Origin of the sequence: Segetibacter koreensis DSM 18137, assembly GCF_000374045.1 — a bacterium.
GTDB classification, from domain to species: Bacteria; Bacteroidota; Bacteroidia; order Chitinophagales; family Chitinophagaceae; genus Segetibacter; species Segetibacter koreensis.
In genome coordinates this window covers 361,322-381,033 of the sequence record NZ_KB893315.1, presented here as the reverse complement: position 1 = coordinate 381,033, position 19,712 = coordinate 361,322, and the positions used below count along the sequence as shown (strand labels likewise).

Here is a 19,712-nt window from a genome sequence, read left to right as displayed (position 1 = left end):
CATTGGCTCTTTACCATATGGAAAAGCTTCTTGCATATATAATCCTAGTTTAATTTATTTTAATTATTTAATAAATTTAGCCATGCCGGAAATTGAGTCTTAATTGGCATCCTGCTCTAATTTTTGCGTTTTATTTTCTGTCTGAAGAATCTACTTTTTGAAAACGATCATTCAATCGTGCCATTGCATCAATTCTGCTTGCATTGAATATGGGTAGATTTGATTCAGTAGGGACATAAAAAACAGCATTAGGATTTTTTTCCATATTATCAATCCAAAGCCATTGAAGGTATTGAGGGTTGTTTTTTAACGACTCTCCGATAATCTTGTTAGATTTTGCTATACCTATCGCTCTTATAGTATCTGCCTGTGCATTGTAAGCTGCAGATTCCATCTTGGCCTTTGCTTCAGCCACTGCAACTTCTTTAGAAGCTTGCGCATGCGCCAATAAAGCCTCCCCTTCCATTCTTTGAGAATAAACACGGTATTTTGGGCAGCCCCACATTGATAATATGATCACGGAGATAATTAATAGAAATGCCAGTACGCCTGCTGTGATTGTTCCATTTGGTGTCATAATAGATTTTATAATTTTTCGAAAACTACGTCAAGTTTTATTAAGATTTTGGTGTCCTTTTAAAAGCTTACTTATTCAATCATTTTTCAAGCCTTGGCAATAAAACGGCTAGCGTTTTTTATTTGTAACAGAAGTTGAAGACGCGATTAAAATAAGTGTTGACGCAATACTTTTAATAATAGCAGCTGTGCCAATAGGATGATTAGTTGGAAAATCCTTTCAACAGTGCCAACTTCCGCGCCTCCATATTTCTTATGTAAAAACAGATCGTTAATCAAACACCTACTTTGGCAATCATTATTTTAAAACTATTCTAGATGGGACGACACCTCATATTTCTGTTGTTGCTAATACTATTATCGTTGGCCTGCTTCAACAACTTCCAAATAAGGTCAATATTGTACAAGTAATGTTTTATAAAGTGTTACCGTGGCAATTGTATTTCAAATAAGTTTGGAAGTGCTATAAACAATTTAATGTTCCATGTGATTAATATCAATTAGTAAGTCAGTCAGCATGCGAACGTCCTAAGGGAGCATATTTATGTAGAACGAGTTTTTGGCTTTTTGGAAAAAAATGATTGCGGAAGGCGCAAATTGTATTGGTTATGACATGGCTTAGCCTGCATCCTGTCTTAGCAATGGTATTGCAACAACTTACGAAAAATAACTGTGCACCATTTGTATTAGATATAGAATTAAATTTTAGAGATAAAATAAATACATTGGGATTTAAGAAGGCGGAAAACTCCGGTTAATGTTTTGAATGGAAAAAAATTGGGAGCCATGTACATAAGCAAACTAGAAAATGATTCCTATACTTACGAAAGGAAACCAGTAGATGGTTCTCCTTGTGTGTTCCAGGACAAGATGTACTTTATACCTATTCTGCAAAGAGAAATTGAAAAAAAAACAACCTTGAACAGAATCCGGGCTGGTAAAAGAATAAGCTTTTTCCTTTAATGCGGTTGTCCGACAATCTATAAAATAATAGTAATTTATGTTAAGAAAGTGTATGTTTCAGAGCTTCTATCTCGCATTATGTTTTTCTTTTTTTCTTTTATCTTCTTGTTACAACAAACATAACAATGTAAAGGAGTTGAAACCCGAACAAAACAGTCACATTGTTTTTATAGGAAATACTTTTGCAGAGCGCTTACAACACTTTAATTATTTTGAAACGTTTTTGTATAAAAGCTTTCCAGAAAGAAACTTAGTAGTAAGGAATATGGGATGGAGCGCTGATGAAATAAATCTTCAGCCTCGTCCACTTAATTTTGGTTCGCTCGATGAACACTTGACTGAACAAAAAGCAGATATCATTGTCGCCTGCTTCGGGCTCAACGAAGCATTTAAAGGATTGGATAGCCTGGAAAGTTTCAAGCGGCAGCTTGGCAAATTTCTTATCCATTTGCAGCAACAAAAATATGATGGACAAAAAACACCTGCGGTCATCCTTGTTTCACCTGTTGCTCACGAAAAGTTGGGAGGTTTTTTGCCTGACCCAAGTCAGCATAATAAGAATTTAGAAATGTATACTAATGGTATGCAGCAGGTGGCGGAAAACTTGAAAATTTCTTTTATTGATCTTTACCATCCGACTAAAGAGAGAGAAGCTGATTCCGATTCATTAACCATAAATGGCATTCATCTGAATGAGAACGGATATAAGGAAGTAAGCGAAATGATGGCAAAAGCTTTGGAGCTCCCAGTTTCTTCCTGGTCGTCTGGTAGTGATTTTACCAATCTTAAGAAAGTAATTGATGACAAAAACAAACAGTTTTTTTACCTATTCAGGGCAGTGAATGGTGAATATATTTATGGAAGGCGTAAGGAACCTTGGGTTCAGCCAGCAGGGGGACCAATCTCATACCCAGGTGAACTTAAAAAATTGAACGCCATGGTAACTCGGCTTGACAGCGTTGTCTGGAAAGAAAGCCAGGCTGATGCGGATATCAATTTGGTAAGGGTTCAACGTATTATTAAGGACACTGTACAATATGAATTATTAGACAGGAAAGCTCCTATCAGCGAGCCTTCCACTGCGCAGTTCCTATTGCCTAAAGGATACCAGATCGAGCTTTTCGCTTCCGAAGTGGATTTCCCGATTGCCAATCCCGTAAAAATTACTTTTGACCCTAAAGGAAGATTGTGGGTAGCTAGTATGCCTTCCTATCCGCAGTATTTACCTGGTGCCCCACCGAATGATAAGATTATCATTTTGGAAGATACGAATGGTGATGGCAAAGCGGATAAACACACAATATTTGCCGACAGCCTGTATCTGCCTTTAGGATTTGAATTAGGTGATGGAGGCGCGTATGTCACCCAGGCACCTGACCTGGTATTTTTAAAAGATACAGACGGTGATGGGAAGGCGGATCTTAAAAAGATCCTGCTTCATGGTTTCGGCACGGAAGACATCCATCATTCTATTAGTGCTCAAACCTGGGGACCAGATGGCGCATTATATTGGCACATGGGAACTTTCTTGCATACGCAGGTTGAAACACCTTATGGACCAAAGCGTGACGAGTATGGAACTACCTGGAGGTTTGAACCTCGTACATTAAAACTAGAGCCTTATATTTCTTACCCATATGCAAATCCCTGGGGAAATGTATTTACCCGTAACGGCACGCATTTGATTGGCGATGTGTCTACCGGTATGAATTACTTTGCACCACCCCTTACTGTAGCTACTGACTATCCAATAAAACATGCGGCGATGAAAGACTTCCTTACATCGAAGGTTAAACCAAAAACATGTGGAATGGAAATCATTTCGAGCAGACAGTTCCCCGACGATGTTCAGGGTGATGTTCTCTTCAATACTTTCATTGGCTTTCAGGGGATAAGAGAGCATAGTATTGCTGAAGACGGAAGTGGAATTATCGGTCATGAAAAAGAGCCTCTGTTACAATCGTCAGATCCAAATTTTCGGCCTGTTGACCTCCAGTTCGGACCAGATGGCGCCTTGTATGTAGTGGATTGGTTCAATCCAATTATCAACCATGGAGAAAGAGCATTGCGTGATCCAAAACGAGATCATTCCCATGGCCGAATCTGGAGAATCACCTATAAAAACAAAAAACTATTACCTCGCATTGATCTAACGAGGCTTAACGTTGATCAACTGCTAGACCAGCTAAAGGCATATGAGGACAGGCAAAGATACAGGACCAGGATGCAACTGTGGGAGTTACCTGAAGGCCAGGTACTGCCTGCAGTTCAAAAATGGATCACCGGGCTTAATCCTAATGACAAGGATTACGAGCAAAACAAACTGGAAGGATTATGGTTGTACCAACAATTTAATCGTCCAAATCAGGAACTTGTTACTCAATTACTTAAAAGCAGGGATTACCACGTCAGAGCGGCTGCCACCAGGGTTTTGTTTTATTGGAATGACCAAATAAAAAATTCTGAACAAATGCTCATTGGGATGAGTCGCGATTCTTCTCAAAGAGTAAGATTAGAGGCCATTATTGCCTTAAGTCATTTTAAAACAGGAGCGTCGGTAAAGGCTTTGCTCGCAACAACAAATCTCTCAATGGACGGTTACATTACGTATGCTTTACAGGAATCCTTCAAACAACTGAAACCCGTGTGGATGGCAATGTTCAAAAAGGACAAAGATTTTCTATCAAATGACCCCGAAAAAGCAAAGTATTTACTTGAGCCACTTTCTTCAGACAAGTTAGCAGATGTCCCTGGTTTTATAAAAGATGATCCTGAATGGCGAAAATATTTCAGAACACCTTTTTCAAATGAAGACTATAAAGTTCTATCCGACGTTCCAGCCGTAACCAAATTCGTTGCTAACCAGAACATGCTTACGTCTAATACTTCAGAAATAAAAGATATTGCAGGAAAAGGTAGAAGAATTATTCACTTGTCTACACTATCGGCCAAAATGCTATTTGACAAAACATCCTTTACTGTGAAGGCAGGAGAAAATCTTTCTCTTATTTTCAATAATCCTGATGATATGGCCCATAACGTAGTCATTTCAAAACCTGGTAGCCGCGAAGTCGTGGGTAAAGCGGCTGATGCGATGGCTGCAACAAAAGTTGGTTACGAAAAAAACTTTGTGCCAGATATACCTGAAGTTTTATTTGCTACTCCATTGGTAAGCGGAGGAAAGAGTTTTCAACTTGATTTTAAAGCTCCCGTAAAGCCTGGGGAATATCCTTTTATTTGTTCCTTTCCCGGCCATTGGCAGATGATGAAAGGCGTGATGAAAGTAAATATGTAATAAAGTTTTTAGTATGACTCATCTTTTAGTATTATTTTTTTAGTGGTAACAAATTGTTGTCTTGCACAGCAGGAGTTTCCTTTGTATCCAGGCAAAATTCCTAATGCAATTGAGTCTTCAAATCTGGAAGTAAAAAAAGCAAACGACGTCGTAGACTCCCTTACTTACAATGTATCTTTTCCTACGCTGTCTGTTTTTCTTGCTTTCAAAGGTAAAATCGAACGGTTCCGCGGTTGTTATTTGCGTGGGCGGTGGGTATCATGTATTACTGACTAAACGTGAAGGTACAGATGTCGCCAGGACTTCAATAAAATGGGAATTAATGCTTTTGTATTGTAATATTGGCGGCCGTTTTGCTTACTTCATCTTTGCTAGTAGAAGGCATGTCGGCAGGTTTAACGACAAGGCATTTAATCCCTTTGTTGTTAAGTTGTCGATGTGTCCAGTAACCAAATTTACGGCTATGGTAAGTACATACTCAAGAAGCGCAAGGATAGTGTGTTGATAGATACTTACAATGCGTCTGTGGAGAAGGTGGTTGATAAATGTTGCGCAAGTAGAGATGGTTTAAAAACAAGGCAGCATTCCAGCTACGTTTGTACATCCAGACCAACAAAAATCGTTTGTTCGTTGACGTTTGCCGTAACTTTATTCGGGGCGTTTAGATTTAGTTGTATTCAACGGTTGTTACTTGTGGTCAAAGCTTAAATTTGATCTACTTCGCTGTCTAAACGCCTCTTTTTCTTATAGCGCAAGGGCTTTAAGGAGAATAAGGATAAGACAGTGTAAGTATCTAAATAACAGGGTAGAAGGGGACCGTACTTGGATGACTCATATTTCTGTCGTTAATAACGTCAATATTGTACAAGTAATGTTTTATAAAGTGTTACCGTCGCAATTGTATTTCAAATAAGTTTGGAAGTGCTACAAACATTCATTGTTCCATCTCTGTGATTTCCGGAACATAGTTGTGCACCATTTGTATTACCTTAAATTCAGATGACATAGAATTCAATATTAGATATAAAATAAATAAAAGAAATCTTATAACTAACCAAAGGAGCAGTTAGCGCTTCACCTTCGCTTAGTTTTTTAATTAGCTCCTATGAATCGATTGTTTGCTTTTGTATTTTCTTTTTTTGCATTTGGATCCGTGACTAACGCACAGGTTTCTTTAGAGCAATTACCGATGGAGTTGCAAAGAAAACCTTGGAATGCAGAATGGATAACAGTACCCAATACTCCCGAAAAAGAGTATGGTGTGTATCAGTTCAGAAAGGTTTTTAGCATCAGTACAAAACCTGCATCTTTTGTAGTGCATATTTCGGGAGACAATCGTTATAAATTATTTGTAAACGGTGAATTAGTTTCATTAGGCCCTGCACGTTCCGATATTTCGCACTGGCATTTTGAAACAGTGGATATTGCACGTTACCTGAAAGGGGGAAAAAATACCTTGGCGGCGGTGGTATGGAATTTTGGAGAAAGCATGCCATTCGCGCAGCAATCTTATCGCACAGGATTTATTCTGCAGGGTAACGGCAATGGGCAGCAAGTGGTTAATACAAATCAATCCTGGAAGTGCATCAAAGACGAAGCATATTCGCCAATTCATACCAATCTGAACGTTTACTTTGTAGTAGGGCCAGGTGATAAAGTAGATTTTAGCAAACATGCCTGGGCACCGTAGGTATAGATGAAGAAAAGATTAAGAGATATGTAAAGTATCAAGAAGGTGAGGAACGGAAAGAGTATGGGAGTGACGGGAGTACACTCTTCTAGGATACTTACCCCTTATGGGATTATTTCCATTTTAAACCCCCACCTTTGGTGGGGGTAGTTAATTTCCTCTTCATTTAAATAAATAGCATCAGACGCTTCATCGACTATTTTAAATTCTCCGAGATCAATAGTTGTGATTATTTTCTTTCTTATCATATTTACCATTCTAATGGTATAATTGTAATTTCTAACTGTTACTGCATTGCTTTATATTGAATAACTGCAATGACCATTTACCGTATTATTCTGCAACGAGTGTATATGCTTTTCCACTTTGCGTTGGTAGGTCATACAGTATTGTTTCTTTTAACTCAGGAGCCACATTCGTTACACTTGGTGATACAATTGGCGCAGGTGTTTCTTCTGTTTGATAAAACGGATTGGCATTTGTGCCCTTTGCTTTTTTTAAGGAACCTACACCGCTTACTTTTAATGCATTTTGAACCCGCAAACGAAGATTGCCTCCTAGTTTTGACCGTACAACTACCTTTACCAGTTTTGAGTTGCGCCATTCCATGCTCACCAGTTCAAAACCGCCCCTTGCCCTCAGTCCGCTAATGTTGCCGGTTTGCCAAACATCGGGCAGCGCAGGCAGCAAATGCAGCGCGCCATCAGCACTTTGCATTAGCATTTCAGTAATTCCCGAAGTGCAACCAAAATTGCCATCAATTTGAAACGGCGGGTGGGCATCGAAAAGATTGTTGTAGGTACCTCCGCCTCCTTCGTAGCGCACCTCTGGAGTAGTTGCGACCGGTGAGAGTTGGCTTTGAATAAGCTTGTAAGCATGGTTGCCATCCAGCATCCTTGCCCACCAGTTTACTTTCCATCCCATGCTCCAACCTGTCGATATATCACCCCGTTGAATGAGCGTATTTTTTGCCGCACTATATAATTGCGGCGTACGGTAGGGTGATATCTGGTTGGATGGAAACAATCCATACAAATGAGAGATGTGGCGGTGATTGTCTTTCGGGTCATCAATATCATCGAGCCATTCCTGCAACTGACCATATTGACCGACATGCATTGGTGCCAAACGGCTCCGCATCTGTTTTAAGCTGTCTACAAAAGTCCCATCTTTCTTCAAAACTTGCGCGGCGCGGATAGCCGTACTGAATACATCAAAAACAATTTGGTTAGACATTGTTACACCGGCATCAAGTGAAGAACTTTGGTGCGCCTGAGGTGCATTCTCAGGCGATTCGTCGGGGCAAATGACAAGCCAGTGATATTTTGGATGTTCAATCAGAAAATCAACATAAAACAATGCTGCCCCTTTTAAAATGGGATACACTGATGCCAGAAACGCTTTGTCACCCCCGTACATGTAATGTTCCCACAGGTGCTCACTAGTCCATCCCCCACCGTTGCTCCATGCACCCCAAAAAGCGCCATCAACAGCACCCGTAACCCGCCAGATGTCGGTGTTATGGTGCGCCATCCAGCCCCTGGCTCCGTACATTACTTTTGCCGTCTCCTTCCCTGCTTCTGACATGTCTTTTACCATTTGAAGAAACGGTTCGTGCAGTTCGGCAAGATTGGTTTTTTCTGCCGGCCAGTAATTCATCTCAGTATTAATGTTAATCGTGTATTTACTGTCCCAGGGCGGATTGATACCCCCGTTCCAGATGCCCTGCAAGTTCGCAGCCTGTCCACCGGGCTGAGAGGAAGAAATCAACAAGTAACGACCAAATTGATAGTACAAGGTGACAAACGAAGGATCGTTAGTTAATTTGAAATTTTTCAACCGTTCATTGGTAGGAAGGTCTGTCGCACCAGCGTTCCCCAAATCGAGTTTTACCCGGTTAAAATATTTTTGATAAGCAGCAACATGAGCAGGTAAAATAGCGGCAAAGGATTTTGAAAAGGCTTTATCCAGATAGCTCGCCGCTCTTTTATTTTCATCACCGCTAATGTCATGATAATTATTGAAGTTGGTGGCTATAGAAATATAAATGGTTGCTGCATTGGCGTTGCTGATTGTAAGAGAGGTATCGTTTGCAGTAAGCGCACCGCCATCCAGCTTTATGCGCACGATACCTTTGTAATTTACCATGCCTTTAACCGTTTCGTGATCCGAAGTAGTTCCAGAAATGGTCAGTTCTTTAGCAGGTGTGGTTTTAATTGTTGCTTTTTTCTGAGGTGTTGTAAAAAAAGCTGTAAAGGAAATATTGCCTGGTTTGCTTGCAGTTAATCGCATAACAATAACACGGTCAGGAAAAGAAGCCAACGCTTCTCGGGTGTAAGTGACATCTCCAACTGTATATGAAGTTTTGGTTACAGCTCTTTCTATATCTAATTCTCTATTGTAGTTGGAGAAATCATCATGTCCATTAAAAGTAAGCTGCAGACTGCCTACCGGTTCAAATTTTTGGCCTTGTGATGTTTTGGAAACAATAACTCTGTTGGCAATTCTTTCTGCATCTTTTTGCTTGCCTTCAAAAATCAATTGCCGGACGATGGCAAGAGAATCAAGCGCTAATGGGTTATCATTACGGTTTGGACTACCGCTCCAAACCGTATTTTCATTTAACTGAATCGTTTCTTTTTCCACATTACCATAGATCATGGCGCCCAACCTGCCGTTACCTATTGGCAAGGCGTTCTCCCAGGTTTCCCCGGACGGGGTTCTATACCAAAGCTTCAGTCTGGATTTAGTCTGCGAAAAACTTACAATCGTTATCAACAAAAAGAAAGCTGAAAATAAATGTTTCATTTCCTGTTTTTTTATCATTATACAAATGCTGCTATTCAAAATTTAAAAGGCCGACTATCCTTTATTTAGCGTTAATCATTAGTGTCCAATTTGCGGGCTACATAAGCAATTATAAAAGAATAAATTAAAAATAAGAGTTTCTTTGTAAGAACAAGTCTAACTATGCGAGGGAAATGTAAGATTTGACAAATTGTCTTGTAAGTAATGGTGAGGGTATAAAAAACAATACCTTTTGATAGTGCAGTTTTTGTAAATTCATACACAGAATTTGTGCAACTGGTAAAATCAAAATATCCGGCTGCTGACATAGCTCGTTAAGTAGCACGATGATCAATGGAAATTTCGGATTACTTTGCAGAAATCTTTGGCTGCAGTAACGGAAAAAATAGATTCTGTATATCCATCAAAAAAAACAATAGTATTATATCTTTTTGAACGAAAGACTTATTCCATTCTTTAAAAAACTATTGGAATAGATTATTGGTAAAGTTTTATATAGTTTGTTATGTCATTATTCATTACATCTTTAAACTCAGGCAGCAACGGAAACTGTTATTATATTGGTAACGATCGTGAAGCAGTACTGGTAGACGCAGGCATATCGTGCAGGGAGATAGAAAAACGAATGAAGCGGCTTGGATTGAGTATGCAAAAAGTAAAGGCAGTTTTTGTATCGCACGAACATACGGACCATATTAAAGGCATACCAACTTTAGCTAAGAAATATCAACTTCCCGTATACATAACTGCAGCTACACTTTTCAATTGCGGATTTATTTTAGATGACCACCTTGCCTCGACCTTTGTTGTTAATGAACCAGTCATAATAGGTAACCTTGCCGTTATAGCTTTTCCAAAAGTACACGATGCTTCAGACCCTTATAGCTTTATCATAACGTGTGATAAAATAAAGGTTGGGGTATTTACAGATATAGGCATACCATGTAAAGAGGTGATCAAGCATTTTAAACAATGTCATGCAGCATTCCTCGAAGCAAATTACGATGAGGAAATGTTGAATGCCGGTAATTATCCTTATTATTTAAAAAAGCGTATCACAGGGGGTAAGGGACACTTAAGTAATAAACAAGCGCTGGGAGTTTTTAAGGAACACAAACCTGCTTATATGACTCACCTGCTGTTATCTCATCTATCAAAAAATAATAATTGTCCTCAGGTTGTAGAGAAGCTATTTAATGAGCATGCTGACGGAGTTGAAATAATTGTGGCTTCAAGGTTTGAAGAAACTGCGGTGTTTCATATTAAGGAGAAAAACAACTCAAATGTAAGACGCAGTAAACAAATTTTTGCTCCACAACTTTCATTTTCGTTTGGGTAGTTTTTTTAATAGTAGGCATTTATCATTATTAACTTTCCTTTTCCTTCCTTTCCTCTATCTTCTTGTTTTTACGAATCACGGCCCAATAATCCTTTCCGTAGCTAACGAATATCTCGGCTCCTGCCGCAATATTTTTTGTTGCCTGTACAAATACCTTCAACCCGTCAATAACAAATTCTGCATTATTGTGCAGTCCATTTATTTTCTGCAATCCTTTTGCATCATTAATGTAACGTCCAAAGGATTTTTTATGACGAGATGCATCAATAATGTGATTTTCTGCAACAAAAAAAATATAGTAATTGAAGTCATCGTGCTGCACCTCTTTCCATGTTCGGATTCTACCTTTGTACTCTACTATTCTTGCGCCTTTGGGGATAAACTTATTTGTAAATAAGCCCTTGCCGGCGCCGGGTATATTTGATTCTTTTACTTCAAGTTGCTTCTCCAGTAACGCCATTTAATACTGCTTATTATTTGAATTTTTTTTTAAAGTTTTCTAAAGGTGAAATCGTACAAAGTAAGTTTAAACCGCAATCATAAATTTCTGTTTGTTTTTGGTGCATTTTTATTTTCTGGCTGCGTACATCAGATGTAAATATCTAAATAATCAATTTTATTTTTGGAGCCAAATGAAATTAAGTTTTTAAAATTGCCACTGTCATCATAATTGTAAAATCTTCGCTTATTGCTATTGAATGTAATAACAAATAAAAGGCATGAAAATACATCAGCAAATACTAAGGCTACCAGAGAGAAAAAGAGGTTTTCACCTTATTACTAACGAAATCATTCAAATAATACCACAAATAAAAGAACTCAAAGCAGGAATTTGCCAGGTTTTTATTCAACATACTTCTGCTTCGCTAACTATTAATGAAAATGCTGACCCAACTGTCAGGAAAGACTTCGAAATGTATTTTAACAAAGCCGTTCCCGAAAACGATCCGGGTTATTTGCATGATGATGAAGGTTCTGACGATATGCCCGCGCATTTGAAAGCTGCATTGCTCGGCAGTTCTGTGTTGATCCCTGTTTGTAATGGTCGGCTTGCACTTGGTACGTGGCAGGGTATTTATTTGTGTGAACACCGCAATTTTGGGGGAGCAAGAACACTGGTCATTACAGTATGGGGTGAATAATCCGCCTGCAAAATAATGAGAAAAAAACCTGACATAAGTAACGAAATTTCCACTCCCCCTTGATGTATTTATTTTGCTGGCGTAAGTACAATATTGCGAAATTCAATAGGTCCATGGTCACCCTGAATAAGTAAAGGACCTGGCTGACTTTCTTTACTATCGATAGCGCCCCCCGTAATGCCCGGAATTTCCTGGTTACAGATAATAGTCTTTCCATTACAAGCTACTGTTACCATTCTTCCCACCAGTGTTATATCAAATGATTGCCACTCCCCCGGAGCCTTCGCCATCATTTCACTTGGAGATATAAATCCATACACTGCACCTAACTGATCTTTTAACGGTTCTAATCCTTTGCTGTCGGCAATCTGTACTTCATACCTGCCCCGTAGATAAACCCCGCTGTTGCTGCCTTTTGGGTAACGAAACTCAATATGCAGCTTAAAGTCCTGGTAAGCTTCATCAGTCACAAGATTGGAACCAGACTTTGGACTTCGCAGAATACCATTTTCTGCTTTCCATTGATTCTCTCCGAGTGCATGCCATCCTTTTAAATCTGTTCCGTTAAATAGCTTGATAGATTTTCCCCAAACAGGTGTTGTCTGGCGGCGAAGAGACGGAGCACGAACCGCGGTCCAGGTATAATTTTCACCATTACTGGCAATCATTGAGCCCGTTAAACTGTTTCCCGCAAACGTTCCCTCAACTGAAAGATCTTTGTTTTCCGGCTCCCATTGTGGAGGAATTGAAAAACTCATCTTTCCATCGTCGAAGTTGACCTTTGAAATTGGCCGCGCACTTCCTCCTCCTCCCACAAATGAACCAACAAGTGTATGGAGACCGGAATGCCGAATCTCCAGCCATGACGGCACTTCTTTTCCTGCCATGTTAACTGTCATGTCCCACCTTCCTTCAATAGAAGAAGAATCAGGATTTTCTACAGCAAGCTTATCAGCCTTAGCATCTGGCAGTGTAAATAGTAGCGGGATCGCTACCATCAACACGTGATGGAAAATTTGCTTCATCATTGATGCTGGTGTTCTTTTCATATTTTTCTTTTTATTGTTCCCGATTTTGATATTAACCTTAAAAACAACTTATTACAAATATCTCTTTCCAATCAAAAACAACATCCCACTCTTGTTCTGTTCTAATTAGCAAAACAATATGTGCTTGTTGGCACTCTCGAAAACAAATATAGGAAATGTGGCTTTGATCTTTTTAGTTAATCAATTTCTGTTGTTGCACGTCTAATTCTAAGCTTGTAAACCAGGTTGATAAATACTATCCCGAGCAGGGTTTTTTAATGCTGGCTGTCATTTTTCTTTTTTTTATTCTGTTCAATAACAGTTTCGGCAAGAAATTCGTCGCAGCTATACTTAATATCGAGGTATTCTTTCTCGGTGCGGTGCATTTTAGCCCGTAATTCGTTCTGGTGCTTTTTTAAATCTTCGGTCACCATCTCATTCTCTACCGGCCTTTCTTCTTTATATAACTTCAATTCCAGGGTTTGAATGTTGTATTTCATGTACAACAAATTCTGTTGCGACAAGAGAAGGGCGTTTAAATAATGTTCTACTTTAGCTGCAAGTTTAAGTATAGTATTAAACTGTAAGATCTCGTTTAGCCACTCTTTCGATTCTTCTATTTCTTTCAGTTGCAAATCAATAGTTTTTTTCCAATCGTCGAGTTCGTTTATATAATATACTGCAATTAAATTGGTCATATTAGTAGGGAGTTTATAGCAAATCTATTTTCAACATTTTAATTTTAATATGAGCATGGTCAGCAACCAGTATGATAATAATTACCATTCATTTCACCCATTTCATAATCAATGTAGCCGTCAAAAAATGGAAGCTGATTTGCAGTTGCCGACATTTGCAAGTTGCTGAAAACCGATATCAGCCTTTTCATTGACGTGAAATGACTAAAATATAGTTGAATTCGGCGTCTTTGGCATGAAGGTGAAAAATGCTTGAGGAAAAGCCATTTGCAGGTAAAATGAATAAATTGAAACTCTTGCCGAAGTTTTCGTTACTAATTAAAATGCAGACAGTGATATCTTTATAAAACTCTTCTTGTAACAGTATAAAAAATCAGATTATAAAAATAATGTTCTCAATTATTACAGGTAGTTTAATTATCAGTTTACTACATGCAGTTATACCTAATCACTGGCTTCCTATACTTGCTATAGGTAAAAAAGAACGATGGACAACTGCGGAAGTGACCAAAGTAACATTGATTTGTGGTTTGGCGCATGGCGTAAGCACAGTTTTAATAGGAGCAATATTAAGCATAGTAGGTGCTAAACTAGAAGGTAGCTTAACTCATTTTACAAGTGTTATTGCACCGATTATTCTTATTTCAATAGGCATTGCATTCATATACCGACACCACAAACACAAACATTTTCATATAGATGAAGAAATAAAGAAGAAAAAACCTAAAGCGGCGATAATAACAGCATTAGTTATAGCAATGTTTTTTTCCCCATGTATGGAAATTGAGGCGTATTTTCTGCTGGCAGGGGCATACCCGTTATGGCTGGCTTGGTTTATCGCTTTACTGTATTTATTTATAACGATGATAGGAATGTTGCTTTTGGTGAGATATGCTTATAAAGGTTTATTAAGACTAAACTGGCATTCGCTGGAACACAATGCCGGCATAATTACAGGAGTAACGTTAGTGGCAACAGGTATACTCACATTCTTCATTCAATAGTTTAAAATTATCTATTTTACAGCTGCATCGTTATTTTAATCGAACTTTACACTTTTTTGATAAACAAATTCTCAAAAAGCTTTAAGTAATTATTTAAACCGTTTCTGTAACTTTAATTTTAGTAATTAATTTAAAATATTTATAATTATTAAGGGGGCCGCCTAATGCCTGTTGGGAAAATGATCCCCAATCCTGACAGACTGCGCCCCCTTTTATTAAAGATAGATATTTTTTTAATATATTTAAACTTTTATTCCTCAAATGGCGGTATTTTTTGTTTAAATAAAAAACAATAAATAGGCTAATCTTTTAAACACACATACTTCTGCGATAAAAGTTTTTTTTAGTAAAAGTGATTGTTACGAACTAATTATTATTTGTTCAAAATATCTTATTCTAAAAGTTAAAAAAGAAAAACAGGAATTTTAAATAGTTATATATTAGCTTAGTTAGTGCGATCTGTGTAATTTTACTTTAAACTAATAAAATGAAGCTTTTTGTTGCCGGACTTCCAAACGATTTTGATGACGTTGATCTAAAAGAAATGTTTGAATTATACGGGGAAGTAAAATATGCAAAGTTGGTTGTAGATAAGGCAACAGGAAAAAGCAAAGGATTTGGTTTTGTAGAGATGCCAAAAAGAAATGAAGCTGAGGAAACGATAGAAGCCTTAGATGGAGCAGGACTTAGCCGCGGAAAGAAAATGACTGTTAAAGAAGCTGAGGAACAACCCGTCAATAATGGTTTTGGACGAACCAATAATAAAAGATTCAATAACAGGTATTAAGCTTTACTGGTTTTTAGATTCTTCATCATTCATAAAAGGGATAGTTAACAATAAACGTTTTATTGTTTATTATCGGCAATTGACCTTAATTAGCCCTGTAAAACTTACGATAATTTCTACGTTATAGACCTTTAATAAAATAAAGTGTCGGGCTTGCCCCCCTGAATACTTTATTTCTCACTAAGCCGGTAAATTTTTAACAATTTTCCGCTGTTAACTTTACTTCTGATAAAATGCCCCTGTTTGTTTTAAGCTATTTTTGAATTTACGGTTGAATTAGTTTTTAAATTAAGCTTGTAAGCAGTCATGCAAAAGGTTAGGAATGGAAAGACACGCAAGATTTGTTGAAACAATGAAAGGAAAAATTATCATAGTACTCGCTTTGATTTTTATTTCTTTAGGAGCTATGTGGGCGGTTAATCGTCTTGCGTTTCAAAAAATAACACTGATAGTAAAGGAACTTGCGATGCCTAATGAAAAATTAAGCATATCAAGAAAGCTATTTATAAATGTTTCAAGGCTTCCGCATTTGCAACAAACGGAAGTTATTAAAGGGAAGGAAAAACCTTCTTTAGCATTTATAAAACAAACAAAGGAAATTAGCGGTAATATTGCCTCGCTCCGCCAGTTCCTGCTCGATGAACCGCTGCAATTATCGCGTCTTGACTCTATTACCTCACTATTACGTTCAGACAACAAACTGTTTTGTGATTACCTGAAATTACGTTATCAAATTGAACAAAAGAAAGTTTATGAACGGCAGTTGCACGCATTGTCTGAGCAGATAGACAGTCCAAAAGTACTGGTAGACAGTAATGTGGTTACCAGTGAGAAGAAGACAACCACCACTACAATTATCCCTTCTGATACTGTTGTAACCCAGCAGAAAAAACAATCGTGGATAAACAAAATTTTTGGGAAACCTAAAGACGAAGCGATCGTTATACCAAAACAGCCGCAGGTAATTATTGAGGAAGAGATCAAAAGCAGGGTAGATACCCTTTCAATAGCAAAAAGCGATACTTCTATAGCCAGTATTGGAACATCGCTGAGAAAAATTGAAAGCTGGAGAATACAGAGATTAAATCGATTAATAGAGAGTGAAGGGGATTTGCTAAAGGCAAACAATGTTTTAATACATAAGCTGTTAAACAATCTTAACGAGGTCGAAACCCAGGAGATGGAGCAAGTGAAGGAAAAAACGGCATCGACCGTTATACTTGCACGTGAAACAATTAGCCGTACAAGGCTTATTACTATTTTGTTTATTATTATAGCCCTGGTTTTTGGCATATTGATTTTGATAGACGTTACCCGAAGCCGTAGGTACCGCAAAGAATTGGAAGCTGCTAAATCTGAGGCAGAATATCACAGCATGTCGAAACAACGTTTTTTGACGAACATGAGTCATGAGATCAGAACACCGCTGCAATCGATAATTGGGTATGCCGAACAACAATTACATCAGGAAAAACAATATGATGAAAATGTTCGGGCTATCTATAACTCTTCTCAACATCTTCTGCAGATTGTAAACGAAGTATTGGATTATAGCAGAATTACATCGGGTAAGTTTAGCATTGAAAGTAAAACTTTCTCATTAGGCAAAGTAATTACAGAAGTTGTTTCGGGTTTGCAGTTGCTCGCCGGGCGAAAGTCGTTAAAGTTGGAGTTGTTGGGTACCAACCTCTCATCACTGCCCTATATCAAAGGAGATCCGTTTAGACTAAAACAGGTATTATTTAATTTATTAGGAAACGCGATAAAATTTACAGAAGAAGGAAGTGTAAAACTGTCTGTTGTAGCAACAAACAAAGGCTCACGGCTTACCTGTTCTTTTGTTGTAGAAGATACTGGTATCGGGATGAATGAAGAAGAAATAAAATACATCTTCAACCAGTTTGAGCAGGTAAATAAAAATTCTTTTAAAGGGCAAAATGGAACAGGCCTTGGACTAAGCATTGTAAAAGAATTGGTAGAGGCACAACAAGGCACCATAAAAGTCGAAAGCCAACCCGGAAAAGGATCGAGATTTGAAGTGATAGTACCTTTTGAATATGCAAATGAATTGCCTGTTGATGAAACAAATTCATTGCCTTTTAATCCGTCCTCATTTAAAGGGAAGGTATGGTTAGTGGATGATGATGAACTTATTCTTCGTCTTAGTTCTATAATACTTGACAAGTACAACATTAAACACACCTGTTTTAATACTGCTGAAAAGTTATTGGATGAACCGTGGGATAATGATGTAAAGGTTGTTTTTGCTGATATGAGGCTACCGGGCATTAACGGCGCAGAGCTATGTGTATTGCTTAGGAAAAAAATACCTGCCAGTACACGAATAATTGCACTTACAGCACAGGTACTGCCGCAAGAAAAAGCTTCAATACTAAAGAATGGGTTTAACGATTTGCTTTTAAAGCCTTTTAATGAAGCAGAATTGATTACGGTACTACAGGAAAAGCCGGACACAAAGGTTTTGCCAGGTACGTTAAATTTAGAGAGATTGGCACAGATGGTAGGAGACCGCCAGCAGGTAAATTCGATCTTGAAGCAATGTCATAATGATACTACTTCGGATATCGAGGAACTATCAGTTGCAGTACAAAAGAATAATTTAGAAAAAACAAGTTTAATCATTCATAGGTTAGCGGGCAGAGTAGGGCAGGTAGGAGAGAAAAAGCTGGCAACACAGTTACGCAGAAGTGAAGCAGCGATAAGAAGAAACTGCCAGGTGGAAAGCTTAAAAGACGAAATAGACGATATATTTTCTGAACTAAATAGCTTCTTAAAAGTACTTGAAATTGAATTGGAGACACCTGCATAGGTCACAGCCTAATCAATTCCGTACAGTTCCATTTTGTAGTAAAGGGTTTTTCTATCTATATTTAAAAGTTTTGCAGCTTTCGTTTTATTGTATTTTGTTTGTTGCAACACTTTTGATATAGTCTCTTTTTCGCCTGCTTCCTGTATGGCCTTTAAGTCATGCGTTTGTTTTTTTGGTTGCTCATATACAGAATCAATCATTTCATCAGGCAAAACATCTTTATCTGCTATTGCTGTTTTTGAAAGCAGCACCATTCTTTTAATTACATTTTTTAATTCGCGCAAGTTTCCAGGCCAATCGTAATTTTTAAAAATCTCCATTACTTCTCCGGTAACTTTTTCTACTGATTTCCCAAGTTCCTTATTAGCAAGTTGTATAAAGTGTGTTATAAATAGTTCCAAATCTTCCCCGCGTTCCCTTAATGACGGAACTTGTATTTTAAATTCATTTATTCTATGATAAATATCTTCCCTAAAACCACCTTTTGATATACTGGAGATTAAGTTGTCATTGGTCGCAGATACCAACCTGATATCAATATCTATCAGCTTGTTGCTTCCCACGGGTTGTATTGTTCGCTCTTGCAGCATTCTCAACAACTTTACCTGCACGTCGTACCCCAGGTTACCTATTTCATCTAAAAAAACAGTTCCGCCATTGGCAATTTCAAATGCGCCTTTTTTATCGGTCAAAGCACCTGTAAAGGCTCCCTTCAAATGTCCAAACAATTCACTTGCAGCCAGATCTTTTGATAGTGTACCACAATCTATGGCCACAAATGGTTTATCCTTCCGTTTACTTAATGTATGGATTGACCTTGCGACGTACTCTTTGCCCGTTCCACTTTCGCCTATTATTAAAACTGACATGTCAGTTGGTGCAACCAATTCTATGTGTTCGGTAAGTTTCTGTGCAACTTTGCTTTGCCCTTCAATAAACTCTTTGGTTGTTTCCCGTTCTAAGCCCTTTTGATCTCCTTTATTTAAAGCTTCATTAATGACCATTAATAATTCATCCGGATTCAAAGGTTTAATAATGTATTCAAAAACTCCCGACCTCATAGCTTTAACGGCAGTTCTGACATCATTAAAACCTGTCATCATAATAGTGGGCAGGTTGCTACAATCCTTAGAGCAAGCAGTTAGAAAATCTAAACCGGTTCCATCTGGCAGGCGATAATCAAGCAACAACAAGTCGAATTTGGTTTCATTAATCGCTTGTAAGCCTGATTGTACGTCGTGTTTAATATTAATGTTAAACCCATTTTTGACCAAAAAACTTTCCAATATTTTAGAAAAGGTTTGGTCATCCTCAACTAGCAGAATATTACTCATATCAAACTTGTAAACTGTAAAGCTACATCTAAATTAATCAGCGGGTTTCTTGCCTGGCCTGTAACGCCTCGCCTTGCTTTTTTTACGTGGCAATGTAACAGGCTTTTTTGTGGTGTATCTTAATGAAAATCAATTCCTATTTTTTTAAATCTATTATTTACGCCGGGTTAACAAAAGTTGTGCTAAAAAATAAAAGACCGGGCATGCCCGGTCTTTTA

General features: G+C 38.0%; 14 protein-coding genes. 7 read left to right on the top strand and 7 right to left on the bottom strand.

Annotated elements, in window-relative coordinates; all coding sequences use genetic code 11:
- Positions 1-130: 130 nt before the first annotated feature.
- Positions 131-577: an SPFH domain-containing protein gene (locus B154_RS27655; RefSeq protein WP_018612077.1), complete on the bottom strand. Its 447-nt coding sequence runs from the start codon at positions 575-577 to the stop codon at positions 131-133.
- Between the two features lie 999 nt (positions 578-1,576).
- Here B154_RS27655 and B154_RS27650 point away from each other — a divergent pair.
- Both B154_RS27650 and B154_RS0104200 read left to right on the top strand, forming a co-directional pair.
- Positions 1,577-4,834 carry a PVC-type heme-binding CxxCH protein gene (locus tag B154_RS27650; RefSeq protein WP_083934916.1) on the top strand — a complete coding sequence of 1,086 codons (3,258 nt, stop codon included), beginning with the start codon at positions 1,577-1,579 and terminating at the stop codon, positions 4,832-4,834.
- A gap of 1,105 nt (positions 4,835-5,939) precedes the next feature.
- Positions 5,940-6,524 (top strand): hypothetical protein, encoded by a 585-nt coding sequence (locus B154_RS0104200; RefSeq protein ID WP_018612072.1) that lies wholly within the window; start codon positions 5,940-5,942, stop codon positions 6,522-6,524.
- 333 nt (positions 6,525-6,857) lie between these two features.
- Here B154_RS0104200 and B154_RS0104190 read toward each other — a convergent pair whose 3' ends face one another.
- Complete coding sequence (locus B154_RS0104190; RefSeq protein ID WP_026259947.1) at positions 6,858-9,332, bottom strand: glycoside hydrolase family 95 protein; 2,475 nt, start codon at positions 9,330-9,332, stop codon at positions 6,858-6,860.
- 505 nt (positions 9,333-9,837) lie between these two features.
- On the opposite strand from B154_RS0104190, the gene B154_RS0104185 reads away from it, so the two are divergent.
- Complete coding sequence (locus tag B154_RS0104185; RefSeq protein ID WP_018612069.1) at positions 9,838-10,671, top strand: MBL fold metallo-hydrolase; 834 nt, start codon at positions 9,838-9,840, stop codon at positions 10,669-10,671.
- A gap of 28 nt (positions 10,672-10,699) precedes the next feature.
- On the opposite strand, the gene B154_RS0104180 is transcribed toward B154_RS0104185, so the two are convergent.
- Positions 10,700-11,131 carry an SET domain-containing protein gene (locus tag B154_RS0104180; RefSeq protein ID WP_018612068.1) on the bottom strand — a complete coding sequence of 144 codons (432 nt, stop codon included), beginning with the start codon at positions 11,129-11,131 and terminating at the stop codon, positions 10,700-10,702.
- Positions 11,132-11,390: 259 nt separating this feature from the next.
- Here B154_RS0104180 and B154_RS0104175 point away from each other — a divergent pair, with 259 nt between their 5' ends.
- Positions 11,391-11,813: a secondary thiamine-phosphate synthase enzyme YjbQ gene (locus tag B154_RS0104175; protein WP_018612067.1), complete on the top strand. Its 423-nt coding sequence runs from the start codon at positions 11,391-11,393 to the stop codon at positions 11,811-11,813.
- 68 nt (positions 11,814-11,881) lie between these two features.
- Here B154_RS0104175 and B154_RS0104170 read toward each other — a convergent pair whose 3' ends face one another.
- From B154_RS0104170 to B154_RS33575, 3 genes are all read right to left on the bottom strand, one after another.
- Positions 11,882-12,862, bottom strand: coding sequence for a 3-keto-disaccharide hydrolase (locus B154_RS0104170; protein ID WP_018612066.1), 981 nt, complete (start codon positions 12,860-12,862; stop codon positions 11,882-11,884).
- A 254-nt stretch (positions 12,863-13,116) separates the two neighbouring features.
- Positions 13,117-13,539: a hypothetical protein gene (locus tag B154_RS0104165; RefSeq protein ID WP_018612065.1), complete on the bottom strand. Its 423-nt coding sequence runs from the start codon at positions 13,537-13,539 to the stop codon at positions 13,117-13,119.
- A gap of 59 nt (positions 13,540-13,598) precedes the next feature.
- The gene (locus B154_RS33575; RefSeq protein WP_018612064.1) at positions 13,599-13,730 is read right to left on the bottom strand and encodes a hypothetical protein; all 132 of its coding nucleotides are present in this window, start codon (positions 13,728-13,730) and stop codon (positions 13,599-13,601) included.
- A 198-nt stretch (positions 13,731-13,928) separates the two neighbouring features.
- Here B154_RS33575 and B154_RS0104155 point away from each other — a divergent pair, with 198 nt between their 5' ends.
- The 3 genes from B154_RS0104155 (at position 13,929) to B154_RS0104145 (ending at position 18,160) form a co-directional block, all read left to right on the top strand.
- Entirely contained in the window at positions 13,929-14,543 is a 615-nt protein-coding gene (locus B154_RS0104155; protein ID WP_018612063.1) for a hypothetical protein, read from the top strand.
- Between the two features lie 487 nt (positions 14,544-15,030).
- Positions 15,031-15,330 carry an RNA recognition motif domain-containing protein gene (locus B154_RS27645; protein WP_018612062.1) on the top strand — a complete coding sequence of 100 codons (300 nt, stop codon included), beginning with the start codon at positions 15,031-15,033 and terminating at the stop codon, positions 15,328-15,330.
- Between the two features lie 322 nt (positions 15,331-15,652).
- Positions 15,653-18,160, top strand: a complete 2,508-nt coding sequence (locus B154_RS0104145) for a hybrid sensor histidine kinase/response regulator (RefSeq protein ID WP_018612061.1) — start codon at positions 15,653-15,655, stop codon at positions 18,158-18,160.
- An 8-nt stretch (positions 18,161-18,168) separates the two neighbouring features.
- Here the strand turns inward: B154_RS0104145 and B154_RS0104140 are convergent, their stop codons facing one another.
- Complete coding sequence (locus tag B154_RS0104140) at positions 18,169-19,494, bottom strand: sigma-54-dependent transcriptional regulator (protein WP_018612060.1); 1,326 nt, start codon at positions 19,492-19,494, stop codon at positions 18,169-18,171.
- Positions 19,495-19,712 lie beyond the last annotated feature (218 nt).

Excerpts from the sequence above, each read along its gene's own strand:
- B154_RS0104175 (WP_018612067.1), top strand. The coding sequence starts at position 11,391 with ATGAAAATACATCAGCAAATACTAAGGCTACCAGAGAGAAAAAGAGGT.
- B154_RS27645 (WP_018612062.1), top strand. The coding sequence starts at position 15,031 with ATGAAGCTTTTTGTTGCCGGACTTCCAAACGATTTTGATGACGTTGAT.
- B154_RS0104140 (WP_018612060.1), bottom strand. The coding sequence starts at position 19,494 with ATGAGTAATATTCTGCTAGTTGAGGATGACCAAACCTTTTCTAAAATA.
- B154_RS0104165 (WP_018612065.1), bottom strand. The coding sequence starts at position 13,539 with ATGACCAATTTAATTGCAGTATATTATATAAACGAACTCGACGATTGG.
- B154_RS0104170 (WP_018612066.1), bottom strand. The coding sequence starts at position 12,862 with ATGAAAAGAACACCAGCATCAATGATGAAGCAAATTTTCCATCACGTG.
- B154_RS27655 (WP_018612077.1), bottom strand. The coding sequence starts at position 577 with ATGACACCAAATGGAACAATCACAGCAGGCGTACTGGCATTTCTATTA.
- B154_RS0104145 (WP_018612061.1), top strand. The coding sequence starts at position 15,653 with ATGGAAAGACACGCAAGATTTGTTGAAACAATGAAAGGAAAAATTATC.
- B154_RS0104155 (WP_018612063.1), top strand. The coding sequence starts at position 13,929 with ATGTTCTCAATTATTACAGGTAGTTTAATTATCAGTTTACTACATGCA.
- B154_RS33575 (WP_018612064.1), bottom strand. The coding sequence starts at position 13,730 with ATGAAAAGGCTGATATCGGTTTTCAGCAACTTGCAAATGTCGGCAACT.
- B154_RS27650 (WP_083934916.1), top strand. The coding sequence starts at position 1,577 with ATGTTAAGAAAGTGTATGTTTCAGAGCTTCTATCTCGCATTATGTTTT.
- B154_RS0104190 (WP_026259947.1), bottom strand. The coding sequence starts at position 9,332 with ATGAAACATTTATTTTCAGCTTTCTTTTTGTTGATAACGATTGTAAGT.
- B154_RS0104185 (WP_018612069.1), top strand. The coding sequence starts at position 9,838 with ATGTCATTATTCATTACATCTTTAAACTCAGGCAGCAACGGAAACTGT.
- B154_RS0104200 (WP_018612072.1), top strand. The coding sequence starts at position 5,940 with ATGAATCGATTGTTTGCTTTTGTATTTTCTTTTTTTGCATTTGGATCC.
- B154_RS0104180 (WP_018612068.1), bottom strand. The coding sequence starts at position 11,131 with ATGGCGTTACTGGAGAAGCAACTTGAAGTAAAAGAATCAAATATACCC.